The sequence below is a fragment of the Agrobacterium sp. RC10-4-1 genome, from assembly GCF_014138475.1.
GTDB classification, from domain to species: domain Bacteria; phylum Pseudomonadota; class Alphaproteobacteria; order Rhizobiales; family Rhizobiaceae; genus Agrobacterium; species Agrobacterium pusense.
The window spans coordinates 662,208-684,224 of the sequence record NZ_JACJIT010000001.1 but is presented as its reverse complement, the minus strand read 5'-3'; the positions used below and the strand labels follow the sequence as shown (position 1 = coordinate 684,224).

The window sequence follows — 22,017 nt, the reverse complement described above, 5'->3', positions numbered from 1 at the left end:
TGAAGCGGTCAGCTTGTATCGCGCGGGTCCAGCAGGTCGCGCAGGCCGTCGCCGAGAAGATTGAGGCCGAAGACGGCGAGCGCAATGGCAAGGCCGGGCATGATGGCAAGCCAGGGCGCCGCGCCGAGATAGGTCTGGGCGTCCGCCAGCATCCGCCCCCAGGTGGCGGCCGGCGGCGGCATGCCGAGACCGAGGAAGGAAAGGCCTGCCTCCGTCAGTATCGCCAGACCCAGCTGGATCGTCACCTGCACGATGATCTGGTTGGAGATATTCGGCACGACGTGCAACATCGTGATCTTGGCGCGGTTCTGGCCGATGCTGGTGGCGGCGGTGATGTATTCCCGCGCCCAGATTTGTAAGGCCGCCCCAAGCGTCAGTCGCGCAAAGACCGGCACCATGAAGGTGGCGATGGCGATGATGGCGGTAAAGCGTCCCGTGCCGATGAAGGCGCCGAGCATCATGGCCGACAGGATGGGCGGCACGGCGAAGATGATATCGCAGATGCGCATGACGACGGTTTCGGTAAAGCCGCGCAGCGCCGCGACCGTGACGCCGATCGCCGTGCCGATAAAGGCGCCGATGGCGACGGCGGCAATGGCGGTGGAGAGTGAGTTCCACGCACCGGCCATCAGCATGGAGAGCACATCGCGGCCAAAATGGTCGGTACCGAGACCACCGTAGACGAAGGGCGATTTCAGCTTTTGGACGATCTGCATCTTGGTGGGCGAAACCGGTGTCCAGACCAGCGACAACAGCGCGACGGCGACGAGAAAGGCCGTGACGGCAATACCGATAACGAAGGCCGGGCGGCGGCGGATAAATCGCATCATCGCGCACCTGCCCGCAGTCTCGGGTCGATGAAGAGATAGGCTATATCGACCACGAAATTCATGATGATGACCAGCGCCGAGAAGAACAGCACGACGGACTGCATGACGACGATATCCCGCTGGGTCAGCGCCTGATACGCGAGGCGTCCGAGGCCCGGCAGGTTGAAGACGTTTTCCACCAGCACCGCACCCGCAATGAGGAAGGTGAACTGCAGGCCGATCATGGTGACGACGGGGATCATCGCGTTCGGCACCGCATGCCGCCACAGCGCCACCCGCTCGCTCAGGCCCTTGGCCCGGGCGGTGCGGACGAAATCCTCGTTCATCACTTCAAGCACGGCGGAACGGCAGACGCGGGTGAGAACGCCGGCCTGCGACAGCGCAAGAGCGACCGCCGGCAGGATAAGCGCCGTGAGACCCGCTGCAAAGCTTGGCGACCAGCCGGGAAAACCGCCAGCCGGCATCCAGCCGAGCGTGGTGGAAAAGACGATGATGAGCAGTAACCCGACCCAGAAGCCCGGCACGGCAATGCCCACATGGGAAAACAGCCCGGCCGCGAAATCCAGCGCCCCGTTGCGGTTCCTCGCCGCCGCTACGCCGAGCGGGATGGCGATAGTGACGGACAGGCAAACGGCCAGCAGCGCAAGCGGCAGCGTCACGGCCAACCGCTCGACGATCAGGCCCGCCACCGGCACGCCATAGGTATAGGATTGTCCGAGATCGCCGCGGAAGACGCCAGCAAGCCAGTGGATGTAGCGCAGCAGCAGCGGCTGATCGAGACCCATCTGCTTTTGCAGTGCGGCCAGCGTATCCGGACTGGCCGAGGTTCCCAGCATGATGGCGGCCGGATCACCCGGCAGCAGGCCCATGACAAGATAGATGATGAGCGAGACGGCAAACAGCGTGATGACGAGGCTTACGAGACGCCGGATGAGGACGGCTAACATCTGGCATCTGCTCCTTGCGATACTTTACGCGCGACGGCTGGAAAGCTCCACACTCTCCCGTCATGCCGGACTTGATCCGGCATCCAGCCGACGCGCGTCTGCGCGGCGGAGGGCGCCTTTTCAGCCCAAGCACTTGGGCTGGCTGGATGCCGGATCAAGTCCGGCATGACGGAAGACATGAGTATCGTCAAACGTCACTCTTCCCAATGCACATCCGTCAGCACATTCGAGGGAATGGGCTCGTTTTCCCACAGCCCTTTCACCTTCTTGTCCCAGACCCCGAGCTTCGGCATCACGAACAGGAACAGCGCCGGCACATCTTCGGCGAGGATTTTCTGGGCGTCGCCATAAAGCTTTTCCTGCTCAACCGCATCCGCCGTCTTTTCGACGCTGGCGATGACCTCGTTGAAGGCCGGGTTCTTGTAGTTGAAATAATAGGGATCACGGGAGTAGATATCGATATCCATCGGCTCGGCATGGGCGACAATGGTCATGTCGTAATCCGCACCCTTCAGGACGTCCGCCACCCATTTGGCCGGAAATTCCGTGGTCTCGATGGTCATGGTCACGCCGATTTCAGCCAGCATCGCCTGCAGGATTTGCGAGGTGCGCTGGGCATAGGCCATCTGCGGGGCCTTGATGGTGAAGCTGAAACCGTCCGCATACCCCGCTTCGGCAAGCAGCGCCTTGGCCTTATCGATATCATAGGGATGAACGCCCGTCGTATCGATGTATCCGCGATCATTCGGCGTATAGTGACTGCCGATGGCCGTTCCGAAACCGGACCATGCACCCTCGATGACGGTGCCACGATCCACCGCCATCATCAGCGCCTGGCGCACGCGCTTGTCGCTGAAGGGCTTGCGGGCGCTGTTCATGCCCGCCACGACCTTCAACTCGGTATTGCCGACGAAGGTGCCGAGGCGCGCATCGCCGTCAAACGAGCTCATCAATTCCGGCGCACCGAATTCCGGGAAGGCGTCGATATCGCCGGATTTCAGCGCCGCCGCCTGCGCCTGCGGATCGGAAACGAAACGGAACGTCGCCTTTTCCAGCTTTACCGACACGGCCTTGTCCCAATAGGCGGCGTTCTTCTGCAACTCCACCTTGTCGCCCTTGGCCCAGTTCACGAATTTGAACGGGCCGGTGCCGACGGGCGTGGTGCGGTTGGTCTCTGCGCTCTTGGGCGCGACCATGACGGAGGCCGGCCAGCCGAGCCAGTAGATGAGGCTGCCGGCGGGCTGCTTCAGCTTCAGAACCAGCGTGTCGGCATCCGGGGTCTCGATGCTGTCGATCGCCGCAAAGAAGCGTTTCTGCGGATTGACGGAAGCTTCACCACGCGCCCGGTCCAGCGAGAACTTCGCGACGGAGGAATCGAACGCCTCGCCGTCATGGAAGGTGACACCCTTGCGCAGCTTGAAGGTGTAGGTCTTGCCATCAGGGGAAATTTCCCAGCTTTCGGCGAGCTGCGGCTTCACCTTGCCCTTGCTGTCGATGGTGACGAGACCTTCGAAAATATTCTGCCAGGTGACCTGACCGATGGCGACGGGAGCGGCAATGGTCGGATCGAGACCGGTCGGCTCCACCGTCATGCCAAGCGTCAAAGCGGTTTTCGCCGCAGCTTCGGCCTCAGCAATCGAGAGCGGCAGAAAGAGCGCCGTGCCGAGAGCAAGCGCCAGCGCGGTACGGCGCGAGAGCTTCGCCGCCTGCGAAAGATAGGTACGTGGCATCCTTTAGTCCCCTGTCTGGCGGCCGGGGCATTTTTGCCCTTCAAAAGACCACCCGTTGCAAAAAGAGTGTCATGTTGCAGGCGCACACACAATCATGATTTTTGTGTGCTCCGTGTAGCTGAAATGGCTACACGGGAATGCGGGTGAAAATCAACCTTGGTGGGCAATTCCGGGAACGTCTCCGGTTCCTCGCCCCGCCGAGGAGAAGAAACTACCCTGCCGTCGCCTCACGCATGAAACGCTCGATGAAATCGGCAAGCTTGGAAGCTGCGAAGGACAATTGCCTGTCGGGCGCTACACAGAGGTCAATCTGGGTGTGGATACCCTTCTTGCCCGAGAGCGGAACGGCGACCATCTGGCCGCTACGGATTTCGCGCGCCACCGAAAGCGCCGGCAGCAGCGTGGCCGCGGCGTGGCCCAGCACCAGCTCTTTCAGCATTTCCAGCGAACTGGTGATGAAAACGGGGTCAAGTTCGATATCCGCCTCGGCAAAAAGCATATCGAAGGCCTGACGCGCGGCAAAACTCTTGTCCGGCAAGGCAAGTGGCAACCCGGCCAGTTCCTTCAGCGACACCTCCGGCTGACCGGCAAGGGCATGACCGGCGGGAAAGATCGCATCGTAATTGATGCGCGTGCGCGAGCGCACCTTGACCCCGGAAACCTTTGGCGCAAACAGGCTGACAACGAGGTCTGCTTCCGCAGCCCCCAGCGCTTCCATGGCTTGGCGCGCACTGGTGATATGGACCTCGAAACGCAGCTTCGGATATTTGAGGCTGAACTGCGCCAGCACCGGCGCCAGAAGGTTGGCCACTGTCGCGCCATTGGCGTAAATCGTCACCCGGCCGCGCTGCAGGCCTTTCAGATCGTCGATCAGCTGGTGCACATGGTCGAGTTCGCGCAGCGTCTTGCCGGCGCGGGCGGCCAGCAGCTCGCCCGCCGCCGTCAGCTTCACGCCACGGCTGGAACGCTCCACCAGGGGCGAACCGAAATAATATTCGAGATTTTCGATCTGCCGGCTCACCGCCGTCGGCGCGACATTCAGGTTTTCCGCCGCGGCGCGCATGGAATTGGTGCGGACGAGTTCATCGAAGTACATCAAGGCGCGCAATTGCATGGGGTGGTACCTTGTTCGGGTGGGCTGGTGTGCGGCTCACCATATCATCGCAGCGTCGCGAGAGAATACTTCACCCGGAAAGATCGCTCGTGAAAGCAAAGCTCGCCGCTTGTTTCTTCTCCCCCTCAGGGAGAAGAAACGGCCCGCACCCTCACGCCATTACGTCCGCTTGAAACCCTCGCTCGCCACCAGCAGCTGCCTCGTATAATCCGCGCTGAATTCGCGGCTTTCCAGCGCCTCGGCCTCCAGCATTTCCACCACCTTGCCGCTTTTCATCACCGCCAGACGGTCGCACATGTGGCTGATGACGCCGAGATCGTGGCTGACCATGACGAAGGTGAGGTTGCGGTCCTTGCGGGCCTGTTCCAGGAGGTTCAGGATTTCAGCCTGAATAGACGCATCAAGCGCCGACGTCGGCTCGTCGAGCAGCAGGATCTTCGGCTCAACGATCAGTGCGCGGGCAATGGCGATGCGCTGGCGCTGGCCGCCGGACAGCTGGTGTGAATAACGGAAGCGGAAACCGGAACCGAGGCCGACTTCGTCCAAAGCGCGGGCAATGCGCTGTTCGCGATTGTCGAGACCGTGGATGACCAGCGGCTCGAGCAGCAGCGCATCCACCGTCTGGCGCGGGTGCAGTGAACCGTACGGGTCCTGAAACACCATCTGCACATCGCGGTAAAAGCTCTTGTCGCGGTGCTTGCCCGAATAGGAGCGCCCGGCCACCATCAACGAACCTTCATCGAAATGGTTGAGGCCGGCGATGGCGCGCAGCAGGGTCGATTTACCGGAACCGGATTCACCGACGATACCGAAGGATTCACCCTCGGCCACATCGACGCTGACGCTGTCGAGCGCGATGTAACCGTCGAAATCCACCACCATGTCTCTGATGGAAAGAACTGTGCTCATGCGCGCCACTCCGGCTTGCGTTCCAGAACGGGCAGCGGATGCCGGTGGCCACCAATTTGCGGCAGACAGTTCAACAGGCCCTGCGTATAGGGATGTTTCGCTTCCTTGAGGTTAGCGGAAGCAAGCTCCTCCACCACCTTGCCGGCATACATGACGAGAACCCGGTCGCAGAAGGAGGAAACGAGCCTGAGATCATGGCTGACGAAGATCAGCCCCATGCCGCGATCGCGCACCAGCTTGTCGAGAATATCGAGCACCTCCAGCTGCACCGTCACATCGAGCGCCGAGGTCGGCTCGTCGGCGATCAGCAATTCCGGGCCGCAGACGAGCATCATGGCGATCATGACGCGCTGGCCCATGCCGCCGGAAACTTCGTGTGGAAAGAGATCGAAGACGCGCTCGGGATCACGGATCTGCACCGCCTCCAGCATGGCAAGCGTGCGCTGGCGCGCTTCGCTGGAGCCAATCTTTTCGTGGGTACGCAGCGTTTCCATGATCTGGCGGCCAATGGTCATGACCGGGTTCAGCGAATATTTCGGATCCTGCAGGATCATGGCCATACGCTTGCCGCGCATGAGCCGCCGCTCTTTTGCCGATGCCTTGAGCAGGTCAATATCGCCAAAACGCAGCGTATCGGCCTCGATCCGGGCATTTTTCGGCGTCAGACCCATGATGGCGCGGCCAGTCTGCGACTTTCCGGAGCCGGATTCGCCGACAATGCCGAGGCGCTCGCGCCCCAGCGTGAAGGACACGCCGCGCACCGCCTCCACCAACCCGGTGCGGGTCGGGAAGGAAACGCGCAGGTTCTCAACCGTCAGAAGAGACGCACTCATTGGCCCGCCTCCTTGGGATCAAGCGCATCGCGCAGACCATCGCCCAAAAGGTTGAAACCGAGGCTGACGATCAGGATCGCAATACCCGGCATGGCGGCGACCCACCATTGATCGAGAATGAAACGCCGTCCCGACGCGATCATCGCACCCCACTCCGGCAGCGGCGGCTGTGCGCCAAGGCCGAGGAAACCGAGGCCTGCGGCGGTGAGAATGATGCCCGCCATATCGAGCGTGACACGCACGATCAGCGACGACATGCAAAGCGGCATGACATGTTTCAAGACGATGCGGAAGGGCGACGCGCCCATGAGCTTCACTGCGGCGATAAAATCGGAATTGCGGAAGGTCATGGTTTCAGCGCGCGCGATGCGCGCATAGGGCGGCCACGAGGTGACCGCGATGGCGAGCACGGCATTTTCAATGCCAGGCCCCAGGGCCGCTACCAGCGCCAGCGCCAGAACGAGCTTCGGAAAAGCGAGGAAAATATCGGTGATGCGCATCAGAACCGCATCCACCCAGCCGCCGGCATAACCCGAGACTGTGCCGACGATGAGCCCGATGGGTGCGGCGATGATGGCCACCAAAAGCACGACGAACAGGGTCAGGCGCGAACCGTGGATGAGGCGCGAGAGAATATCACGGCCCTGATCATCGGTGCCGAGCAGATAACCAGCAGTGCCGGGCGGCAGAAGCCGGGCATTGCGCAGATCGCCCTGCACCGGATTATGTGGCGCCAGCACATTGGCAAAAATCGCCACGAACAGCAGCGCGATGATGATGCCAAGGCCGAGCAGCGCCAGCCGGTTTTCCGAAAAGCGCCGCCAGATCACATAGGCGCGGCCAAGCCGCGCCTGCCTGCGCGAGGCCGGCCGGTCGGAGAGCAGCCATTCGCGGCTATAGGGTTTGAGTGTATCGGTCGAAATCGTCATCGGCTGCGCGTCCTTGGATCGAGCGTCCGGTAAAGCAGATCGGAGAAGAGATTGATGCCGACGAAGATGGCGCCGATCACGATCGTGCCGCCGAGAACGGCGTTCATATCCGCATTCTGCAGGGAATTGGTGATGTAGAGGCCAAGCCCCGGCCAGGCGAAGATGGTTTCGGTCAGCACCGAACCTTCCAGCAGACCGGCATAGGAGAGCGCAATCACGGTTACCAGCGGCACGGCGGCGTTGCGCAGCGCGTGGAACCAGATGATGCGCGTTTCCGAAAGCCCCTTGGCGCGGGCCGCGACGACATATTCCTGGGCGAGCTCGTTCAGCATGAAGGAGCGCGTCATGCGGCTGATATAGGCCAGCGAGAAATAACCGAGCAGCGAGGCCGGCAGGATGATGTGGCGGAAAAGATCCCACAACACGTCCCATTGCCGCTGCCAGATGGCGTCGATCAGGAAGAAGCCAGTGGCTGGCGTGAAGGTGAATTCATAGACGATGTCCATGCGCCCGGGATAGGCCACCCATTGCAGCCGGGCGTAAAACACCAGCAGCGCCAGCAGGCCGAGCCAGAAGATCGGCACGGAATAGCCGATAAGGCCGATGACACGCACCACCTGATCGGCAAAGCTGCCGCGCTTGACGGCGGCCAGAACGCCGAGCGGAATGCCGAAGACGGCGCCGATGATCGTGCCGATCGTGGCAAGTTCGATCGTCGCCGGGAACACCCGCTTGATGTCCTCCATCACAGGATTGGTGGTGAGGACGGAGGTGCCGAAATCGCCCGAAAGCGCCTGCTTCAGATAGATAAAGAACTGCTGCCAGAGCGGCAGGTTGAGGCCGAGCTGCTCACGGACGCGCTCGACCACATGCGCAGGCGCGCGGTCGCCGACGATCGCCAGTGCGGGATCGATCGGCACCACGCGGCCAATGAAAAATGTGACCGCCATCAGCCCCAGAAAGGTGGTGATGACGGTGACGGCGAAGCCGAGAATGGCCTTCGCGCGGGCGTTGGCACGGCGTTTGCCCTGCCTCGCCCGGCTGTTTGCTTCAACGATGCTCAAGAGACCGATCCTTCCGGATCATTCCTTGGAGATCGGATAGACATAGTTGGTGTCAAAGCTCGGTCCGAGCTTCAGGCCCTTGAGCTTGGCGGAATAACCGGCCACTTCCGTCTGCTGGAAGATGATGACGAAGGGACCCTTCGCCAGAACTTCCTTCTGCAGGTTTTCATAGATGGCGGCGCGCTTGGCGCTGTCCTTTTCCAAGAGAGCAGACTGGGTTTCCTTGGTCAGATCAGGAACATCCCAGGCATTGCGCCAGGCCAGCGTCTTGTTCTTGCCTTCATCCGAATTGTCGTAGTTGATGGTGAAGGTTTCCGCATTCGAGTTCGGGTCGAAATAGTCCGAACCCCACTGGCCGATGTAGATGTCATGCGTGCGGGCGCGATATTTGGTCAGCGTCTGCTTACCGTCGCCGGGGATGATTTCGAGCTTGATGCCGGCCTGTGCCAGCGTCTGCTGCACGCTCTCGGCAATGCCCGTCACCGGCTGGGTGTTGCGCACATCCATGGTGACGGTGAAGCCGTCCTTCAGACCGGCCTTCGCGAGAAGTTCCTTGGCCTTGGCGACGTCAAGCTTGTAGGGGTTCTCATCAAGCGCGCCAAGCTGGCCCTTCGGCAGGAAGGTCTGATGGACTTCGCCAATGCCCTTGATGATCGTCGCGCCGATCGCGTCATAATCGACGAGATATTTGAACGCTTCGATGACCTCAGGCTTCTTCAGGTTCTCGTTCTTCTGGTTGAGGCTGAAATAATAAACGGTGCCCTTGGGCGCGGATGTAACGGCAAGGCCTTCCTTCTTGGAAACGGCTTCCATATCGCCGGGCTCAAGGTTACGGGCAACATCGATATCGCCGTTTTCAAGCGCCAGACGCTGGCCGGAGCTTTCCTTCATGTGACGATAGACGACCCGCTTCAGCTTCGGCTTCTCACCGTAATAGTTCGGGTTGGCCTCCAGAATGACGGCTTCGTTGGCCTTCCAGCCAAGGATCTTGTAAGGGCCGGAACCGGCATAACCGGTCTTCAGGAATTCGTTGCCGAAATCCGTGTCGTATTTGTAATCGGCGCTCGGCGTGACCGACTTCGCCTTTTCGGTGATGAGCTTCTTGTCCACCACCGAAGCGACGGTTGCGGTGAGCACGTTCAGCACGAAGCTCGGCGCATAGGGCTTGTCGACCGTCAGAACGAAGGTGTTCGCGTCCGTTGCCTTCGCCTTTTCGGTAACGTTGTCGCCCTTCAGGCCGAACTGCGTCAACAGGAATGCCGGCGACTTGTCGAGCTTGACGGCGCGTTCGAAGGAGAAGGCAACGTCATCAGCGGTGACAGGATTGCCGGAGGCGAATTTCAGGCCGGATTTCAGCTTGAACGTATAGGTCAAGCCATCCTCGGAGGTCGTCCAGCTTTCGGCGAGATCACCGACAACCTTGGACGTGTCGTTGAGATCGATGGAAACGAGCTTGCTATAGGTGTTGCCGGTGACTTCGGCGGCAGACAGTTCGAAAGCCTCACCCGGATCGAGCGTGATGATGTCGTCGATGGCGAAACCTTCCACCAGCGTATCGGCCGGCGTGGCGGCAAAAGCATGCGGGGCAGACAGCATCATCAGCGACAGGGCAGCGCTGGTGCTGAGGATACGCATGGATTTGTTGAGCGATTTGATCATAGGATCTCCCCTTTTGTTATGAGATTGATTTGGTTCGCTTAAACTGTTTATCAGGCCGCTTCGTGCCAAGCCTGGGACAAGACGCGCAGCCAGTTTTCCCGGCATATTTTAGCAAGTTCTCCATCACCGTAGCCCGCCGATTTCAGCGCCGCAACCAGATTGTGGTTGCCGCTGGCATCAGCAATTCCGACAGGTACCGTCGCACCGTCGAAATCCGATCCGAGCGCCACACAGTCGATGCCCATACGCTCCACCATATAGTCGATATGGCGCACCATATCGGAGAGCGGCGTATCCGCGATATCACGCGCATCGGCACGCAGCATGGTCACGGCGTAGTTGAGGCCAACCAGCCCGCCGCTTTCCTTGATGGCATCCATCTGCCTGTCAGTGAGATTGCGGGCGACCGGAGTGAGCGCATGCGCATTGGAATGGCTGGCGATCAGCGGCTGGTTGGTGGTCTTGGCCACATCCCAGAAGCCTTTTTCGGTGATATGCGCGAGATCGATGAGAATGCCGAGGCGGTTGCATTCCTTCACCAGCGCAAACCCGGCATCGGTGAGACCGGGCGCGGTATCGGGCGACATGGGATAGGAGAAGGGAACGCCGTGGCCGAAAATATTGTGCCGGCTCCACACCGGGCCGAGCGAACGCAGACCCGCGGCATAAAATACTTCCAGCGCATCGAGATCGGCGCCGATCGCCTCGCAGCCTTCCATATGCAGCACGGCGGCGAAGATATCCTCGGCAAAGGCCTTGCGGATATCCGCCGTGGAGCGGCAGAGCCGCCACGCTCCAGCGCGATCGAGCCTCAGCGCAATCGCCGCCTTTTCCATCGCGATATCGAGCGAAGGCAGTCGCTCGAGCGGCGTGGCGAGCGGCGTATCGTAATGGCCGTTCTCGTCCGGTTCCTGCAGAATCAGATCGCCGGACGGGATATAGATGGCGCAGATACCGCCGCCGAGCCCGCCTGCCCGTGCGCGCGGACCATCGATATGACCTTCCCGAGTGCCGTTCTTGAATTCGGCCACGGGATCAGCACCGGCCTTGCTGTTGCGCCACAACCGAAGCAGCACATCATTATGACCGTCAAACACTGCATGCATGGGAAGAAATTCCAGTCATCGAAACAATAAACGGGGCAGGCAGACGCCGGGATGACACCGCGCGAAAGCAAGCCGGCGCGTTATCAGCCGACCGCTATTGTCTGTCAGCCGCGATCTTAGGACGATCTATTCGAGCTTCGCAAGATACAAATTAGGCAGCGGTAAATTTATCACCACTTGCCTTTTGACGGAATTTGCGCTTCGTCAGGCGCGCCAGCCATCTTCCGCTTTGGTCAGCAGCGGCGTCGCAAAAACACCCCTCACCCGCTCCGGCCATTCCGGCCCGAAAGCGGCGATTTTTTCCCGCCAGCGATCCGATTGCAGCATGGCTGCGCCGATGACGGCGGGGTTGATGCCGGAGGCGGTGAGTAGCGCAAGGCCCGATAGGATGGAACTGCCGCTGGAGATCACGTCATCCACCAGCGCCACCCGTCTACCCTCGATGAGCGGCAGCATGCGCGGATCGACATAAAGCCTTTTTTCCTGCTTCGTGGTGATGGAGGACATCGGCACCGACAGCTCCTCCAGATACCAGAATTTGCGCGAGGTGCCGAGCGGCACGTAACGGGAATGGCCCAGATGGCGGGCAACGGCGGCCGCAAGCGTCAGGCCGAGCGTCGGCAGGCCGATAACGACATCCGGCTTGAAGGGAAGAAGCTTTGCGGCAAGATCGGCGGCCAGCGCCTCCAGAACCTCAAAGGAAGCCTGGTTGACGATGAGCGATGCGAGTGCGTGCTCTCCGTCCGCAAGCGGCCGTATGGGCAGACAGATCTGCCTTCCATCATCCAGTTCCGCCGGAAAGAATGTGGAATATGCGCCTGCTGTTTCGAAGCTCCGGGGCGGATGGATCTGCTGCCAGAACTCATGCGGCGCGGCGGGAGACGGAGCGATGGCGGGCGATGCTGGTGACGGCATCTGTTTTCCTTTCAGAACAGGGATGGCGCATGGCGGAGACGGTTTTCAGCCACGCCAATCCCGTTCGGCAGATTTATCATTTTAGCAACCACAGAGACGCTGCGGGTTCATTTCATTGGCTTTTTCCGTTAGAAGAGAAAAAAGCAACAGGCATTTGGACAAACCCACCTATGACGCGGGTTTTTCCCACATTCAAGGACAAGCTTCCCATGAGACTGCTGGACCGGATCGGCGAGGACCTGCCATTCCTGACGGAACTCCGTCATGATCTGCACGCGCATCCGGAACTGGGTTTCGAAGAGGAAAGAACGAGCGCCATCGTCGCCGATCTGCTTGAGCGCGCCGGGCTGAAGGTGCACCGCGGTCTCGGCGGCACCGGCGTGGTCGGCACGCTGCAGGTGGGCAACGGCACGCGCAGCATTGGTCTTCGCGCAGACATGGATGCCCTTGCCATGCCTGAGGTCCCAGACCGCCCCTACAAATCGAAATTCCCCGGCAAGATGCATGCCTGCGGCCATGACGGCCACACCGCCATGCTGCTGGGTGCGGCGCGTTACCTCGCAAAGACCCGCGATTTTTCCGGCACCGTGCATTTTATCTTCCAGCCGGCCGAAGAAGGCCGTGGCGGCGCAAAAAAAATGGTCGAGGACGGGCTTTTCGAGCTGTTCCCCTGCGATGCGGTCTATGGCCTGCACAATATGCCGGGGCTGGGCATCGACGAAATGGCGGTGGTGGAAGGACCGCAGCTTGCCTCGTCGGACAGCTGGCGCGTCACCTTCAAGGGCGTCGGCACCCACGGCGCGAAGCCGCATCTGGGTCGCGATCCGGTAACGGCGGCCGGCACCTTCCTCGCCTCGCTGCAAACTATCGTCGGCCGCGTGGTCGACCCATTGCAGCCGGCCGTGGTCAGTGCCTGTTCGGTGCAGGCAGGCGACCCCAAGGCACTCAATGTGATCCCAGATCTCGTCGAAATCGGCGGTACCGCGCGCGCCTATGCGCCTCAAGTGCGAGACCAGCTGGAGGCGGAAATCGGCAGGCTGGCCAAGGGCACGGCGACAATGTTCGGCATCGAGGCAAATTACGAATTCATCCGCCGCATCCCGCCCGTCATCAACGAAACGGACGCGACGAAACGGGCGCTCCGGGCAGCCAAAACCGTCTTCGGCAACAAGGCGCGCACCGCCTTTCCGCCCTCGACCGCCGGCGACGATTTCGCCTTTTTCGCGGGCGAAGCCCCAGGCTGCTATGTCTGGCTCGGCAACGGCCCGGCGGTGGACGGCGCACTGCACCACAACACCTCCTACGACTTCAACGATGCGGCCATCGTGCCGGGCGTAGCTTTCTGGGCGACGCTGGTGGAGCAGGAACTGGCGGCGGAGTAAATCCATCTTGTTCCCTGCTGTTTTTCGACCGGCAACATCTCAGACACTTGTGGCGAATCATCGGGCGCGGTAGCTTTCAGACATAGGCTGGACCCACGCCTCCCCCCTCCTTTCGGGGAAGCATTCGACATGCTGGGTAATCTCATCATCGAACCATCTGTTCGGGCATTCGCATAAGGAGGGATTGCGTTTTGAACCCGCAATAGAGGTTTTGTGATGAAGCTTTCCACTCCGATTTTCCAATTGAAGCGACGGGCCAAACTTATGGTCCGGAATAATGCCATCCCCCTTCACGAAGCGCTGGACCAGATCGCGTGCGAGGAAGGATTTGCAGCCTGGAGCCTGCTTTCCGCTCACGTTGCGGCTGGCTCTTTCTCCAAAGACCTGTTCTCGCGCATCGTGAATGGCGACATGCTCCTGCTCGCCGGCCGCCCGGGCCAGGGCAAGACAGCGCTTGCTTTTGAGCTTCTGCGGGCGGCAGCCGAAGACGGACGGCAGTCCATTTTATTCACGCTCGAAATGACCGAGCAACAGGTACGAAAACGCACCGGGCAACACGCAGGCGCTCAGAGAGAAATCGAGATCGTGACATCGGACGAGATATGCGCGGACTACATGATCCGTTACCTCTCGCCAGCCAAATCCGGCACCTTCGCCGTAATCGATTATCTGCAGTTACTCGACCAGCAGCGCCATAAGCCGGACCTGTCGCAACAAGTCACCGTCCTTGCAGAATTCGCAAAAAAGACTGGCGTTATTTTCGCTTTCATCTCGCAGATTGACCGCTCATTTGATCCGCAAATCAAACGAGTTCCCGATATGCGCGATATCCGCCTTCCCAACCTGCTTGATCTGGGCCTGTTCACCAAAGCCTGCTTTCTGCATAACGGCGAAGCGCAACTTCACAATGTGAACTGAGACGCACGGGCTGCTGCGACGGTGCCGTCGCGGCAGCCCGTGGCGTTAGTACTTTAAAACCGCCACCACCGGGCTCTCCATCACCTGTCCCGTCAGCACGTCGGCAATGCCCATATCCGTCTGGTGCGGGCCGATATTGCAGGCGAGCGTGGCCCCGAAGCAGGCCTTGAAGACGAGATAGGGCGGCTGCCATTCCACCACCCTGCCAACGGCTTCGCGCAGTTCCTCGAAAGCCTTTGCAACTTCTTCAAGTGCCGCATCGGAAACGAGGCCGGAGAGCGGCAGCGGCAGAAGTGCAGTTACCTTACCTTCGGAGGCGACGGCCATACCACCGCCTGCCGCTATCACCGCATTGGCGGCGAGCACCATGTCTTCTTCATTGCCGCCGAAAACGGTGAGGTTATGGCTGTCATGCGAGACCGTTGTGGCGAAGGCGCCGTTCCAGTCTCCCCAGCCGGTGAGGAAGCCAGTCCGGGTGACCGGTTCGGACTTGCCGTGGCGGTGGGTGACGGAGATCATCGTCGCACCTTCGGGCGGAACGACGAAACCATCTCTCACCTCGGCCTCCACCTCGCCCCATTGCGTGAAGCGCGGGCGGTCGATGGTGGCAAGGCGCACCCTCGCGCCTTCGGCAGCAACCCGAAAATCTTCGGTCACGCGCAGCGGCAGCTTCATCGAGCCTTCGAGCGCCGTCGTATCACAGGCGGGCACGTCCACGAGCATATGTCCGCCTTCCGCAACCGTCCTGCCCCCGGCAAGGACGTAACGGGCGGCAAAACCGCTCAGGTCCTCGAAGATAACGATATCGGCGCGACGGCCGGCAGCGATGAGCCCGAGGTCAGGACGCCCAAGCCTTTGGGCGGCATTGAGCGTTGCGGCGCGCAGTGCCCATTCGGCTTTCAGGCCATAACGGACAAGGCGGCGCACCACATCATCCAGCCCGCCGCCATTTAACAGGTCATCCGGAAAGACATCGTCCGTGCACAGCGTCACGGTCTGCGGCAGGTGGCCCAGCGCGTTCAGCGCTTCCACGAATTCCGGCAGCAGGTGGTCATGCGAGCCGCGCAGCTCGATGGTCATGCCGGCCCGCAGTTTCGCAATGAGGTCTTCGCCTGAGACCAGCTCGTGATCGGACGAGACGCCCGCCGCCATGAAGGCGTTGAGATCGGCGTCCTTGAGGCCGCGCGCATGGCCGCAGACCAGTTTCTCCGAGGCAAGCCCGGCCTGTACGATGCCGCTCATGCGCGGATCGCGCTCGATGACGCCGCGCATGTTCATGATTTCCGCGACACCGCCGACCTGGGGCCATGACAGGATATCGGCGAGAATGGCGGCGTCGAAATCAGCTCCGCCGCGTTCCAGCCCAGGCGCGGAAGGCACGCATGAGGGCGCCAGGAGAACGGCACGCAGCGGCAGGCTTTCGATGGCCTTCGCCGCCCAGCGCACCCCTTCGACGCCATGCACATTGCCGAACTCATGCGGATCCCAGACGATGGTGGTAACGCCGCGGGCGACAACCGCTGCCGCATAGGCAGCCGGTGTGACCATCGAGCTCTCGATATGCATATGCGTGTCGATCAGACCCGGCGAGACATACCCGCCGGCCGCATCGATGACCTGCGCGGCGTCGCTCCGGCTCGCCCGTTCGTGTACGCTGGCGATCAGCGCACCGACAATTCCGATATCGGCAGGGCGCAGCTCACCGGTTACCACATCCACCAATGTTCCACCGGTGATGAGGATGTCGAAAGGCGCATCGCCGCGCGCGGCGGCAACGGCGCGGGCGCGGAGCGCATCATCGCCGAGATCGGCAGGTTCGCATGTGGTGAGGTTCGTGTTCATCGGGCGGCCTCCCGGCGCAGCGCCTCAAGAATAACCGTCCTCGCACCGTCGGCATCCAGCGTCTCAGCAAAATGCGCGTTGAATGTTTGCGCTTTCTCCGCACGCGGCTCGACCACCGTTCTGCCCCGCGTCAGCGTCGCCTGAAGCTCGACATCTATCCGCGCGTGACGCCAGCCGATTAGGCAAGAGGCGGAGCCCGAGGCGAAGGCAACGGCAGCGACGGGATCGTAAAGCGCCATGCCTGGTCTGCCGCGACGGGTGGCGATGCCGATGAAACCATCAAGCAGATCGGCGATCAGCCCGGCATTCCTGCCGCCCGCATTGCGGATCGGCAGCACGTCGGCAGGCGAAGCGGTAACCTTGCGGCAGGCGTCCAGATCGACCATACGCAACGGCAGGCCATGGGAGAGCACGATGGCCAGCGCTTCCGGATCGGCAAAGGCGTTGAATTCGGCCGAGGCCGTGTGATTGCCGCTCGTCACGCCGCCACCCATCCAGGTGAGGTCGGAAATTCTCGCGGCAAGATCAGGCCGGGCGAGGCACAGGGCGGCAATATTGGTGAGCGGACCAAGCGCGAGAATGCGCCTCTCGCCCTCCCCCTCCAGCCAGGCGCAGAGAGCGGCGAAGGCATCGCTTTTCGGCAAGGCCGCGGCATCCGGCAGGCTTTGGCCGACGGTCGGGATGCCGTTTTCGCCCAGAATGCACTGCGCCGTTTCAAGTGCACCCAACACCGGCATGGCGCGGCCCTGATGGATCGGCATCGACCAGCCAAAAGCGGCAACCGCACCCGCGGCATTGTCGCAGACGGCCTGAAGCGTCGCATTGCCGAAGACCAGCGAGATGCCGTCTATGGCGAGACCCGACGATTGCACCACCAAGATGGCGGCGATATCGTCAAAGCCCATATCGGTATCGATCCAAACACCCATGATCAGTTGAATACCTTGAGGCTCGCCGCCTTTTCGACCGGCAGGTCGAAGGCAAGCGTATCGCCGATTGCGTGGGAGGTCAGGGCCGCGTCGGTTTCAGCCTTGATGGGCCCGAGCGGTGTGTCGAGCAGATATTCGCGGCTGTTGCCGGCGAAGGATGTGCCGCGCACGGTTCCCTGGAAAGGACCTGAACCGAGGGTGACCATGCGCGGCCGCCAGGCCAGTCCGGATGCTGAAAGGACTGGTCCGGGAAGCGGTGTTGTGCCGTTGGCGGTTTTCAAAGCCCCGCCTTGAAGGGCGAAGATGTTTTCGAAGCCGACGAAGTCGGCCACGAAGGCGGAAACCGGCGCGTTGTAAATCTCTTCCGGCGTGCCGATCTGCTCAATCTTGCCGCCCTTCATGACGACAATGCGGTCGGCAAGCGCGAGCGCCTCGATCTGGTCATGGGTGACGAAGATCATCGTGACACCGGTTTCCTTCTGCACGCGCTGCAGTTCGGTCCGCATTTCAAGACGCAGGCGGGCGTCGAGATTGGAGAGCGGCTCGTCGAGAAGCAGCACTTTCGGCTCCATGACCATGGAGCGTGCCAATGCCACGCGTTGCTGCTGGCCGCCCGATAGTTCCGCCGGCTTGCGTGAGGCGAAATTGGACAGGCCGACCGACTTCAGGCCGGAGGCGACCTTGTCCTCCAGCGCCTTGCCGCTCATTCCCTTGAGTTTCAGGCCGAAGGCGACGTTTTCATAGACCGTCAGATGTGGGAAGAGCGCATAGGACTGGAACACCAGCCCGACGGCGCGTTTGTTGGCCGCAACGCGGGTAATATCGGCGCCATCGAGATTGATCCGCCCGGCAGCCACCGGCATCAGCCCGGCGATGGCGCGCATCGTCGTGGTCTTGCCGCAGCCGGAGGGCCCGAGAAGTGCGAGCAATTCGCCCTTGCGGATATCGAGATCGAGATCCTTGACGGCGACATTGCCGCCATAGGCGAGCGAGATTTTTTGCAGCGAAAGGTAATTTGCGTCAGACATAACGGGAGAACCCCAGGAAACGTTCGGCCATGAAAACGATGCCGATGGAAAGGAAGGCGAGCAGCGAGGAAAGGGCGGCCACGGAAGGATCAAAGACGATTTCCATGTAGCCCAGCATGTCGATGGGTAGCGTGCGCACGCCGGGACCGGACAGGAACAGCGACACAGGCACCTGGTTGAAACTCGTCACGAAACCGAGAATGAAGGCCGACAGGATGCCGCCGCGGATATTCGGCAGCACAACGCGGAAAAATGCGCCAAGCCGCGACGAGCCGAGTAGCACCGCCGCCTCCTCAATATCGGAGCGCAGATTGTTAAGGCTGGCTGAAACCACGCGCACCGCATAGGGCAGGATGAGCGCGGTGTGGGCGAGAAACAACGCAAGCGTGATGCCGATGCCGAAGGGCACGACGAAATAACGCAGCAGCGCAAGACCCACGATAATGCCCGGCACGATGATCGGCGCGGACACGATGGTGCGCACCGTCTCGCTAAAGGGCAGTTTGTAGCGCGACATGGCGTAGGAAGCGGGAATGCCGAGGATCAGCGCCGTGAACGTGCCGCCGATGGCAAGGAACATCGACATCGCAAAGCTCTCGCGGAAGCTTTCGACCGTGAAGACCTTCGCGATCCACTTCAGCGAAAAGCCCTGCGGCGGAAAGGCGAGCGTATCCCCGGCCGAAAACGAGGCCGCAACGATGATGAGAAACGGCCCGATGAGGAAGCCGACGACAAGCAGAAGCGTGAGCGGAATGAAGAGCTGCCGGGTCATTTCTTGTTCCTCGCAGTGGCGATGCGCTTCAAGAGGATATTGGCGGCAAAGCTCATGACAATCAGGATGAAGGCGATGACGCTGGCGGCGACGAAATTATTGGAAACCGTGACCTGCTGGTAAAGCAGGGTTTCCAGCATCAGCACCTTGGACCCGCCGAGAATGGCGGGCGTGATATAGGCGGTCAGCGAACCGGTGAAGACCAGCGTGCCACCGACGACGAGCCCTTCCCGGGTGAGCGGCAGGATGACCTTCCAGAACACCTGAAACCAGTTGGCGCCGAGAACGCGGGCAGCAGCGATCGTATCCTTCGGCATGTTCTCCAGCGCACTGATGAGCGAGATGATCATCAATGGCAGGAACAGTTGCAGAAGGCCGATGAAGACGGCCGTTTCGGAAAACAGGATGCGGATTGGCCCGTCGCTGAGGCCCACCGCCTGCAGCGCCTGGTTGACGATGCCGGTTCTGCCGAGAATGACGATCCAGGCATAGGTGCGGGCGACCGGCGAAATCATCAGCGGCAGCACGACGAGGTTGACCACATGGCCCTTCCTGGCCGGCGACAGGTTGACGATGGCGAAAGCCGCCGCGTAGCCCACCACCGCCGAAACGACGGTGACGAGCGCGCCGAGCTTCAGCGTGCGCAGGAAAACCGTCTGGTTCAGTGGATCGGAAAAGAAAGCGCCATAGGCCGACAATGTCCAGCCGTCAGCGGTGCGAAAGCCTTCCGACAAAAGCATGAAGACCGGCACGAGAAAGACCGCCGCCGCGAAAATTGCGGCGGGCAAGGCAAGCGCCAGCGCTTCGGCCCGGTTCTGAAACATATGGCATTCTCCGGTCTTGAAATTCCGCCGGCTACGTTTGGCGGAGGACTTGTTCATTTGGCGTCAGTGGGTGCCGGCATATCGATCTCCCCCTTTGTGGGGGAGATGTCCGGCAGGACAGAAGGGGGTGACGTGCGCCAGCACGTAACCCATTCCCGCCCCTTCGAGCTTGTTACTGCCCCACCTTGGCGTTCCACTCCGACAGCCACTTGTCGCGATTATCGAGCGTTACGTCGGAAGGAATAAGCTGCAGGCTGCGGGCGGTTTCATCGCCATAGGTGATGTTGTTCGCCACCTCGTCGGAAACCTTGACTTCCCTGTTGGTCGGGCTGTCCACCAGCTTTTCCGCCAGCGCCTTCTGGACGTCGGTCGAGAGCCAGAAATCCATGAATTGCAGCGCAAGGTCCTCGTTCTTCGTGCCCTTCGGTACAACGAGCACGTTCATGCCGCCGGTCTGGCCTTCCTTGGGCGTTGCCCAGGCGAGCGGCAGGTCGAGCTTGGTGAAAGGCGCCCAGGAGAAGCGGCCGATCGGCGCTGCCCAGATTTCCTCCTGCTGCATGAGCTGCACCAGCTGCGAGGACTTGACGTAGAAGGTGACGATATCGTCCTTCTTTTCGCCCACGGCCTCGATGGCGCCGGCAAGATCGGGCGTGTCCTTGCCGATGGCCTTGCCCAGCATGTAAAGCGCCGGCGGGCCCTGGTTGGTGGTGACATTCGGGAAGGCGACGTGGTCGACGATACCGTCCTTCAAAAGATCGGCCCAGCTGTCGATCTTCATCTTGTCGGTGCGGTAGACAATCGACGTGGCGTAGAAATTGACGCCGACGCTCATGCCATCGCCATTCGGGTCCTTGGCGATGTCATAGAGCTTTTCAATATTTGGAACCTTGGAAGCATCGATCTTCTGGATCAGGTCCTTGCGGGTGGCCGACAGCGCATCGGCCATGGAGACGATGGCGAGATCGACGACCGGGCTGGCCTTGTTGGCCTCCATCTTGGCCAGACGCTCGACGCTGTTGCCGGTCTCGACGACGAGCTTGCAGCCGCATTTCTGCTCGAAGGGCGTATAGACCAGTTCCTTGAATTCATCCTGCGCGAAGGCGTAGACCGAGATCGTCAACGTCTTGTCCTGGGCCTCAGCGGCTCCCATCGTCAGCATCAGGGCGGCGCCCGATGCGAGAATGATCTTTTTCATGGTGTGAGTTCTCCTGCTGTCGTGTTCTTGGCTTCAATCGCATCATGCTTTGTCTTGCCGGTGGAGCCGCGCATGATCAGCGCCATCGGTACTTTCGAAACATCCGCCGTGACGTCGACCGCGCCCCCGTTTTCTCCGGCGCCATCGATCGCGCGCAAAAGCGCGCCAACGGCGAGATCGGCGATGCGGCCCATATCCATGCGCATGGTCGTCAAGGGCGGGGTGACCACGGCAGAAAAGATAAGATCGTCGAAGCCGGTGACACTCGCCTCTTCCGGCACCTCGATTCCCGCGCGCTGCAATTCGGTCAGCACGCGCAGCGCGTGCAGATCGGATACGGCGGCAAAGGCCGTGAAACCTTCGGCAACTTTCTCCGCAAGGCCCAGCCGGCAGCCCGCGCCACCGGCCTTTTCAATGCCATCGATCCAGAGCGTCTGGGCCAGGCATGTTTTGCCGAGACCATCGCGAATGCCGCCGAGACGGTCATTCTGAACATTGGAATCCCTGTTCTTGCCGACCAGCACCACCTTGCGATGGCCGAGGCTCGCAAGATATTCACCCACCTGCCGGCCGCCATCCCAATGGTCGGCAGCAACGGTATTTCCCGGTGTCGACGGGCTGTCGATGACGGCCACCGGGCAATCAACGCCGGAAATGCGTGTGCCACGTCGGGGAACGACCACCATGCCGTCCACCCCGCGCTCGATCAGCCGGTCGATCGCATCCGTCTGCATGGCGATCTCACCGCGCGCATCGGCGATCAGCACGCCATAACCCGCGTTGACAGCCGCCTTCTCGATGGCCTGCGCAATCTGTGGAAAGAGAGGATTGGCAATATCGGGCAGGACGAGCCCGACAACGCCCGATCTGCCGGTGCGAAGCGCCCTGCCCGCCGAACTCGGCACATAGCCCAGCTCGCTCGCCGTCTTGCGGATACGTTCCACCAGTTCGGGCGAAACGCGGCCCTTGCCGGACAGCGCATTGGACACGGTTGCCACCGACACGCCGAGTGCCGCTGCTATCGCGCTCAGATTGGTGGCAGGCCGTGACGACGCCATAATGGTCCGGAAGGGCTGATTAAACGTTTAATC

General features: G+C 61.2%; 20 protein-coding genes. 2 read left to right on the top strand and 18 right to left on the bottom strand.

The features are described from left to right. Nucleotides 1-8 precede the first annotated feature (8 nt). From FHW77_RS03080 to FHW77_RS03030, 11 genes are all read right to left on the bottom strand, one after another. Complete coding sequence (locus FHW77_RS03080; RefSeq protein ID WP_004445277.1) at nt 9-830, bottom strand: ABC transporter permease; 822 nt, start codon at nt 828-830, stop codon at nt 9-11. Further along, on the bottom strand, nt 827-1,777 hold the full coding sequence (locus FHW77_RS03075) for an ABC transporter permease (protein ID WP_004445279.1): 951 nt from the start codon (nt 1,775-1,777) through the stop codon (nt 827-829). Before FHW77_RS03075 ends, FHW77_RS03080 begins: the two co-directional genes overlap by 4 nt. Before the next feature lie 194 nt (nt 1,778-1,971). After that, entirely contained in the window at nt 1,972-3,507 is a 1,536-nt protein-coding gene (locus FHW77_RS03070) for an ABC transporter substrate-binding protein (protein ID WP_037091444.1), read from the bottom strand. Between the two features lie 211 nt (nt 3,508-3,718). Further along, entirely contained in the window at nt 3,719-4,621 is a 903-nt protein-coding gene (locus tag FHW77_RS03065) for a LysR family transcriptional regulator (protein WP_004445283.1), read from the bottom strand. Nucleotides 4,622-4,780: 159 nt separating this feature from the next. Beyond that, nucleotides 4,781-5,530: an ABC transporter ATP-binding protein gene (locus tag FHW77_RS03060; RefSeq protein WP_037091442.1), complete on the bottom strand. Its 750-nt coding sequence runs from the start codon at nt 5,528-5,530 to the stop codon at nt 4,781-4,783. Further along, nucleotides 5,527-6,363 (bottom strand): ABC transporter ATP-binding protein, encoded by an 837-nt coding sequence (locus FHW77_RS03055; RefSeq protein ID WP_034496847.1) that lies wholly within the window; start codon nt 6,361-6,363, stop codon nt 5,527-5,529. The genes FHW77_RS03060 and FHW77_RS03055 overlap by 4 nt, the downstream gene beginning before the upstream one ends. Continuing rightward, nucleotides 6,360-7,292, bottom strand: coding sequence for an ABC transporter permease (locus FHW77_RS03050; RefSeq protein ID WP_004445289.1), 933 nt, complete (start codon nt 7,290-7,292; stop codon nt 6,360-6,362). Before FHW77_RS03050 ends, FHW77_RS03055 begins: the two co-directional genes overlap by 4 nt. Beyond that, complete coding sequence (locus FHW77_RS03045) at nt 7,289-8,356, bottom strand: ABC transporter permease (RefSeq protein ID WP_064263430.1); 1,068 nt, start codon at nt 8,354-8,356, stop codon at nt 7,289-7,291. Before FHW77_RS03045 ends, FHW77_RS03050 begins: the two co-directional genes overlap by 4 nt. An 18-nt stretch (nt 8,357-8,374) precedes the next feature. After that, nucleotides 8,375-10,015 (bottom strand): ABC transporter substrate-binding protein, encoded by a 1,641-nt coding sequence (locus FHW77_RS03040; RefSeq protein ID WP_004445293.1) that lies wholly within the window; start codon nt 10,013-10,015, stop codon nt 8,375-8,377. A gap of 50 nt (nt 10,016-10,065) precedes the next feature. Beyond that, nucleotides 10,066-11,121, bottom strand: a complete 1,056-nt coding sequence (locus tag FHW77_RS03035) for a dipeptidase (protein WP_004445294.1) — start codon at nt 11,119-11,121, stop codon at nt 10,066-10,068. A gap of 204 nt (nt 11,122-11,325) precedes the next feature. Continuing rightward, nucleotides 11,326-12,036, bottom strand: a complete 711-nt coding sequence (locus tag FHW77_RS03030) for a phosphoribosyltransferase (RefSeq protein ID WP_004445296.1) — start codon at nt 12,034-12,036, stop codon at nt 11,326-11,328. Nucleotides 12,037-12,245: 209 nt separating this feature from the next. Between FHW77_RS03030 and FHW77_RS03025 the strand changes: the two genes are divergently transcribed. Together FHW77_RS03025 and FHW77_RS03020 are read left to right on the top strand one after the other, a co-directional pair. Further along, complete coding sequence (locus tag FHW77_RS03025; protein ID WP_004445297.1) at nt 12,246-13,418, top strand: M20 aminoacylase family protein; 1,173 nt, start codon at nt 12,246-12,248, stop codon at nt 13,416-13,418. A gap of 216 nt (nt 13,419-13,634) precedes the next feature. Beyond that, nucleotides 13,635-14,336, top strand: coding sequence for a DNA helicase (locus tag FHW77_RS03020; protein WP_004445298.1), 702 nt, complete (start codon nt 13,635-13,637; stop codon nt 14,334-14,336). Between the two features lie 45 nt (nt 14,337-14,381). On the opposite strand, the gene FHW77_RS03015 is transcribed toward FHW77_RS03020, so the two are convergent. The 7 genes from FHW77_RS03015 to FHW77_RS02985 all read right to left on the bottom strand — a co-directional run bounded on the left by FHW77_RS03015 (nt 14,382) and on the right by FHW77_RS02985 (nt 21,984). Beyond that, the gene (locus tag FHW77_RS03015) at nt 14,382-16,178 is read right to left on the bottom strand and encodes an adenine deaminase (protein ID WP_044459240.1); all 1,797 of its coding nucleotides are present in this window, start codon (nt 16,176-16,178) and stop codon (nt 14,382-14,384) included. Beyond that, nucleotides 16,175-17,107: a nucleoside hydrolase gene (locus FHW77_RS03010; RefSeq protein ID WP_004445300.1), complete on the bottom strand. Its 933-nt coding sequence runs from the start codon at nt 17,105-17,107 to the stop codon at nt 16,175-16,177. Before FHW77_RS03010 ends, FHW77_RS03015 begins: the two co-directional genes overlap by 4 nt. Nucleotides 17,108-17,109: 2 nt before the next feature. Then, nucleotides 17,110-18,135, bottom strand: a complete 1,026-nt coding sequence (locus FHW77_RS03005) for an ABC transporter ATP-binding protein (RefSeq protein WP_004445301.1) — start codon at nt 18,133-18,135, stop codon at nt 17,110-17,112. Next, nucleotides 18,128-18,907 (bottom strand): ABC transporter permease, encoded by a 780-nt coding sequence (locus tag FHW77_RS03000; protein WP_004445302.1) that lies wholly within the window; start codon nt 18,905-18,907, stop codon nt 18,128-18,130. Before FHW77_RS03000 ends, FHW77_RS03005 begins: the two co-directional genes overlap by 8 nt. Then, nucleotides 18,904-19,731, bottom strand: coding sequence for an ABC transporter permease (locus FHW77_RS02995; protein WP_004445303.1), 828 nt, complete (start codon nt 19,729-19,731; stop codon nt 18,904-18,906). The genes FHW77_RS03000 and FHW77_RS02995 overlap by 4 nt, the downstream gene beginning before the upstream one ends. A gap of 172 nt (nt 19,732-19,903) precedes the next feature. Continuing rightward, entirely contained in the window at nt 19,904-20,926 is a 1,023-nt protein-coding gene (locus tag FHW77_RS02990; RefSeq protein ID WP_004445305.1) for an ABC transporter substrate-binding protein, read from the bottom strand. Further along, complete coding sequence (locus tag FHW77_RS02985) at nt 20,923-21,984, bottom strand: LacI family DNA-binding transcriptional regulator (RefSeq protein ID WP_044459239.1); 1,062 nt, start codon at nt 21,982-21,984, stop codon at nt 20,923-20,925. Before FHW77_RS02985 ends, FHW77_RS02990 begins: the two co-directional genes overlap by 4 nt. Nucleotides 21,985-22,017 lie beyond the last annotated feature (33 nt).

Excerpts from the sequence above, each read along its gene's own strand:
- FHW77_RS03040 (WP_004445293.1), bottom strand. The coding sequence starts at position 10,015 with ATGATCAAATCGCTCAACAAATCCATGCGTATCCTCAGCACCAGCGCT.
- FHW77_RS03055 (WP_034496847.1), bottom strand. The coding sequence starts at position 6,363 with ATGAGTGCGTCTCTTCTGACGGTTGAGAACCTGCGCGTTTCCTTCCCG.
- FHW77_RS02995 (WP_004445303.1), bottom strand. The coding sequence starts at position 19,731 with ATGTTTCAGAACCGGGCCGAAGCGCTGGCGCTTGCCTTGCCCGCCGCA.
- FHW77_RS03015 (WP_044459240.1), bottom strand. The coding sequence starts at position 16,178 with ATGAACACGAACCTCACCACATGCGAACCTGCCGATCTCGGCGATGAT.
- FHW77_RS03060 (WP_037091442.1), bottom strand. The coding sequence starts at position 5,530 with ATGAGCACAGTTCTTTCCATCAGAGACATGGTGGTGGATTTCGACGGT.
- FHW77_RS03010 (WP_004445300.1), bottom strand. The coding sequence starts at position 17,107 with ATGGGTGTTTGGATCGATACCGATATGGGCTTTGACGATATCGCCGCC.
- FHW77_RS03035 (WP_004445294.1), bottom strand. The coding sequence starts at position 11,121 with ATGCATGCAGTGTTTGACGGTCATAATGATGTGCTGCTTCGGTTGTGG.
- FHW77_RS03080 (WP_004445277.1), bottom strand. The coding sequence starts at position 830 with ATGATGCGATTTATCCGCCGCCGCCCGGCCTTCGTTATCGGTATTGCC.
- FHW77_RS03070 (WP_037091444.1), bottom strand. The coding sequence starts at position 3,507 with ATGCCACGTACCTATCTTTCGCAGGCGGCGAAGCTCTCGCGCCGTACC.
- FHW77_RS02990 (WP_004445305.1), bottom strand. The coding sequence starts at position 20,926 with ATGAAAAAGATCATTCTCGCATCGGGCGCCGCCCTGATGCTGACGATG.
- FHW77_RS03075 (WP_004445279.1), bottom strand. The coding sequence starts at position 1,777 with ATGTTAGCCGTCCTCATCCGGCGTCTCGTAAGCCTCGTCATCACGCTG.
- FHW77_RS03050 (WP_004445289.1), bottom strand. The coding sequence starts at position 7,292 with ATGACGATTTCGACCGATACACTCAAACCCTATAGCCGCGAATGGCTG.
- FHW77_RS02985 (WP_044459239.1), bottom strand. The coding sequence starts at position 21,984 with ATGGCGTCGTCACGGCCTGCCACCAATCTGAGCGCGATAGCAGCGGCA.
- FHW77_RS03065 (WP_004445283.1), bottom strand. The coding sequence starts at position 4,621 with ATGCAATTGCGCGCCTTGATGTACTTCGATGAACTCGTCCGCACCAAT.
- FHW77_RS03030 (WP_004445296.1), bottom strand. The coding sequence starts at position 12,036 with ATGCCGTCACCAGCATCGCCCGCCATCGCTCCGTCTCCCGCCGCGCCG.
- FHW77_RS03005 (WP_004445301.1), bottom strand. The coding sequence starts at position 18,135 with ATGTCTGACGCAAATTACCTTTCGCTGCAAAAAATCTCGCTCGCCTAT.
- FHW77_RS03020 (WP_004445298.1), top strand. The coding sequence starts at position 13,635 with ATGAAGCTTTCCACTCCGATTTTCCAATTGAAGCGACGGGCCAAACTT.
- FHW77_RS03025 (WP_004445297.1), top strand. The coding sequence starts at position 12,246 with ATGAGACTGCTGGACCGGATCGGCGAGGACCTGCCATTCCTGACGGAA.
- FHW77_RS03000 (WP_004445302.1), bottom strand. The coding sequence starts at position 18,907 with ATGACCCGGCAGCTCTTCATTCCGCTCACGCTTCTGCTTGTCGTCGGC.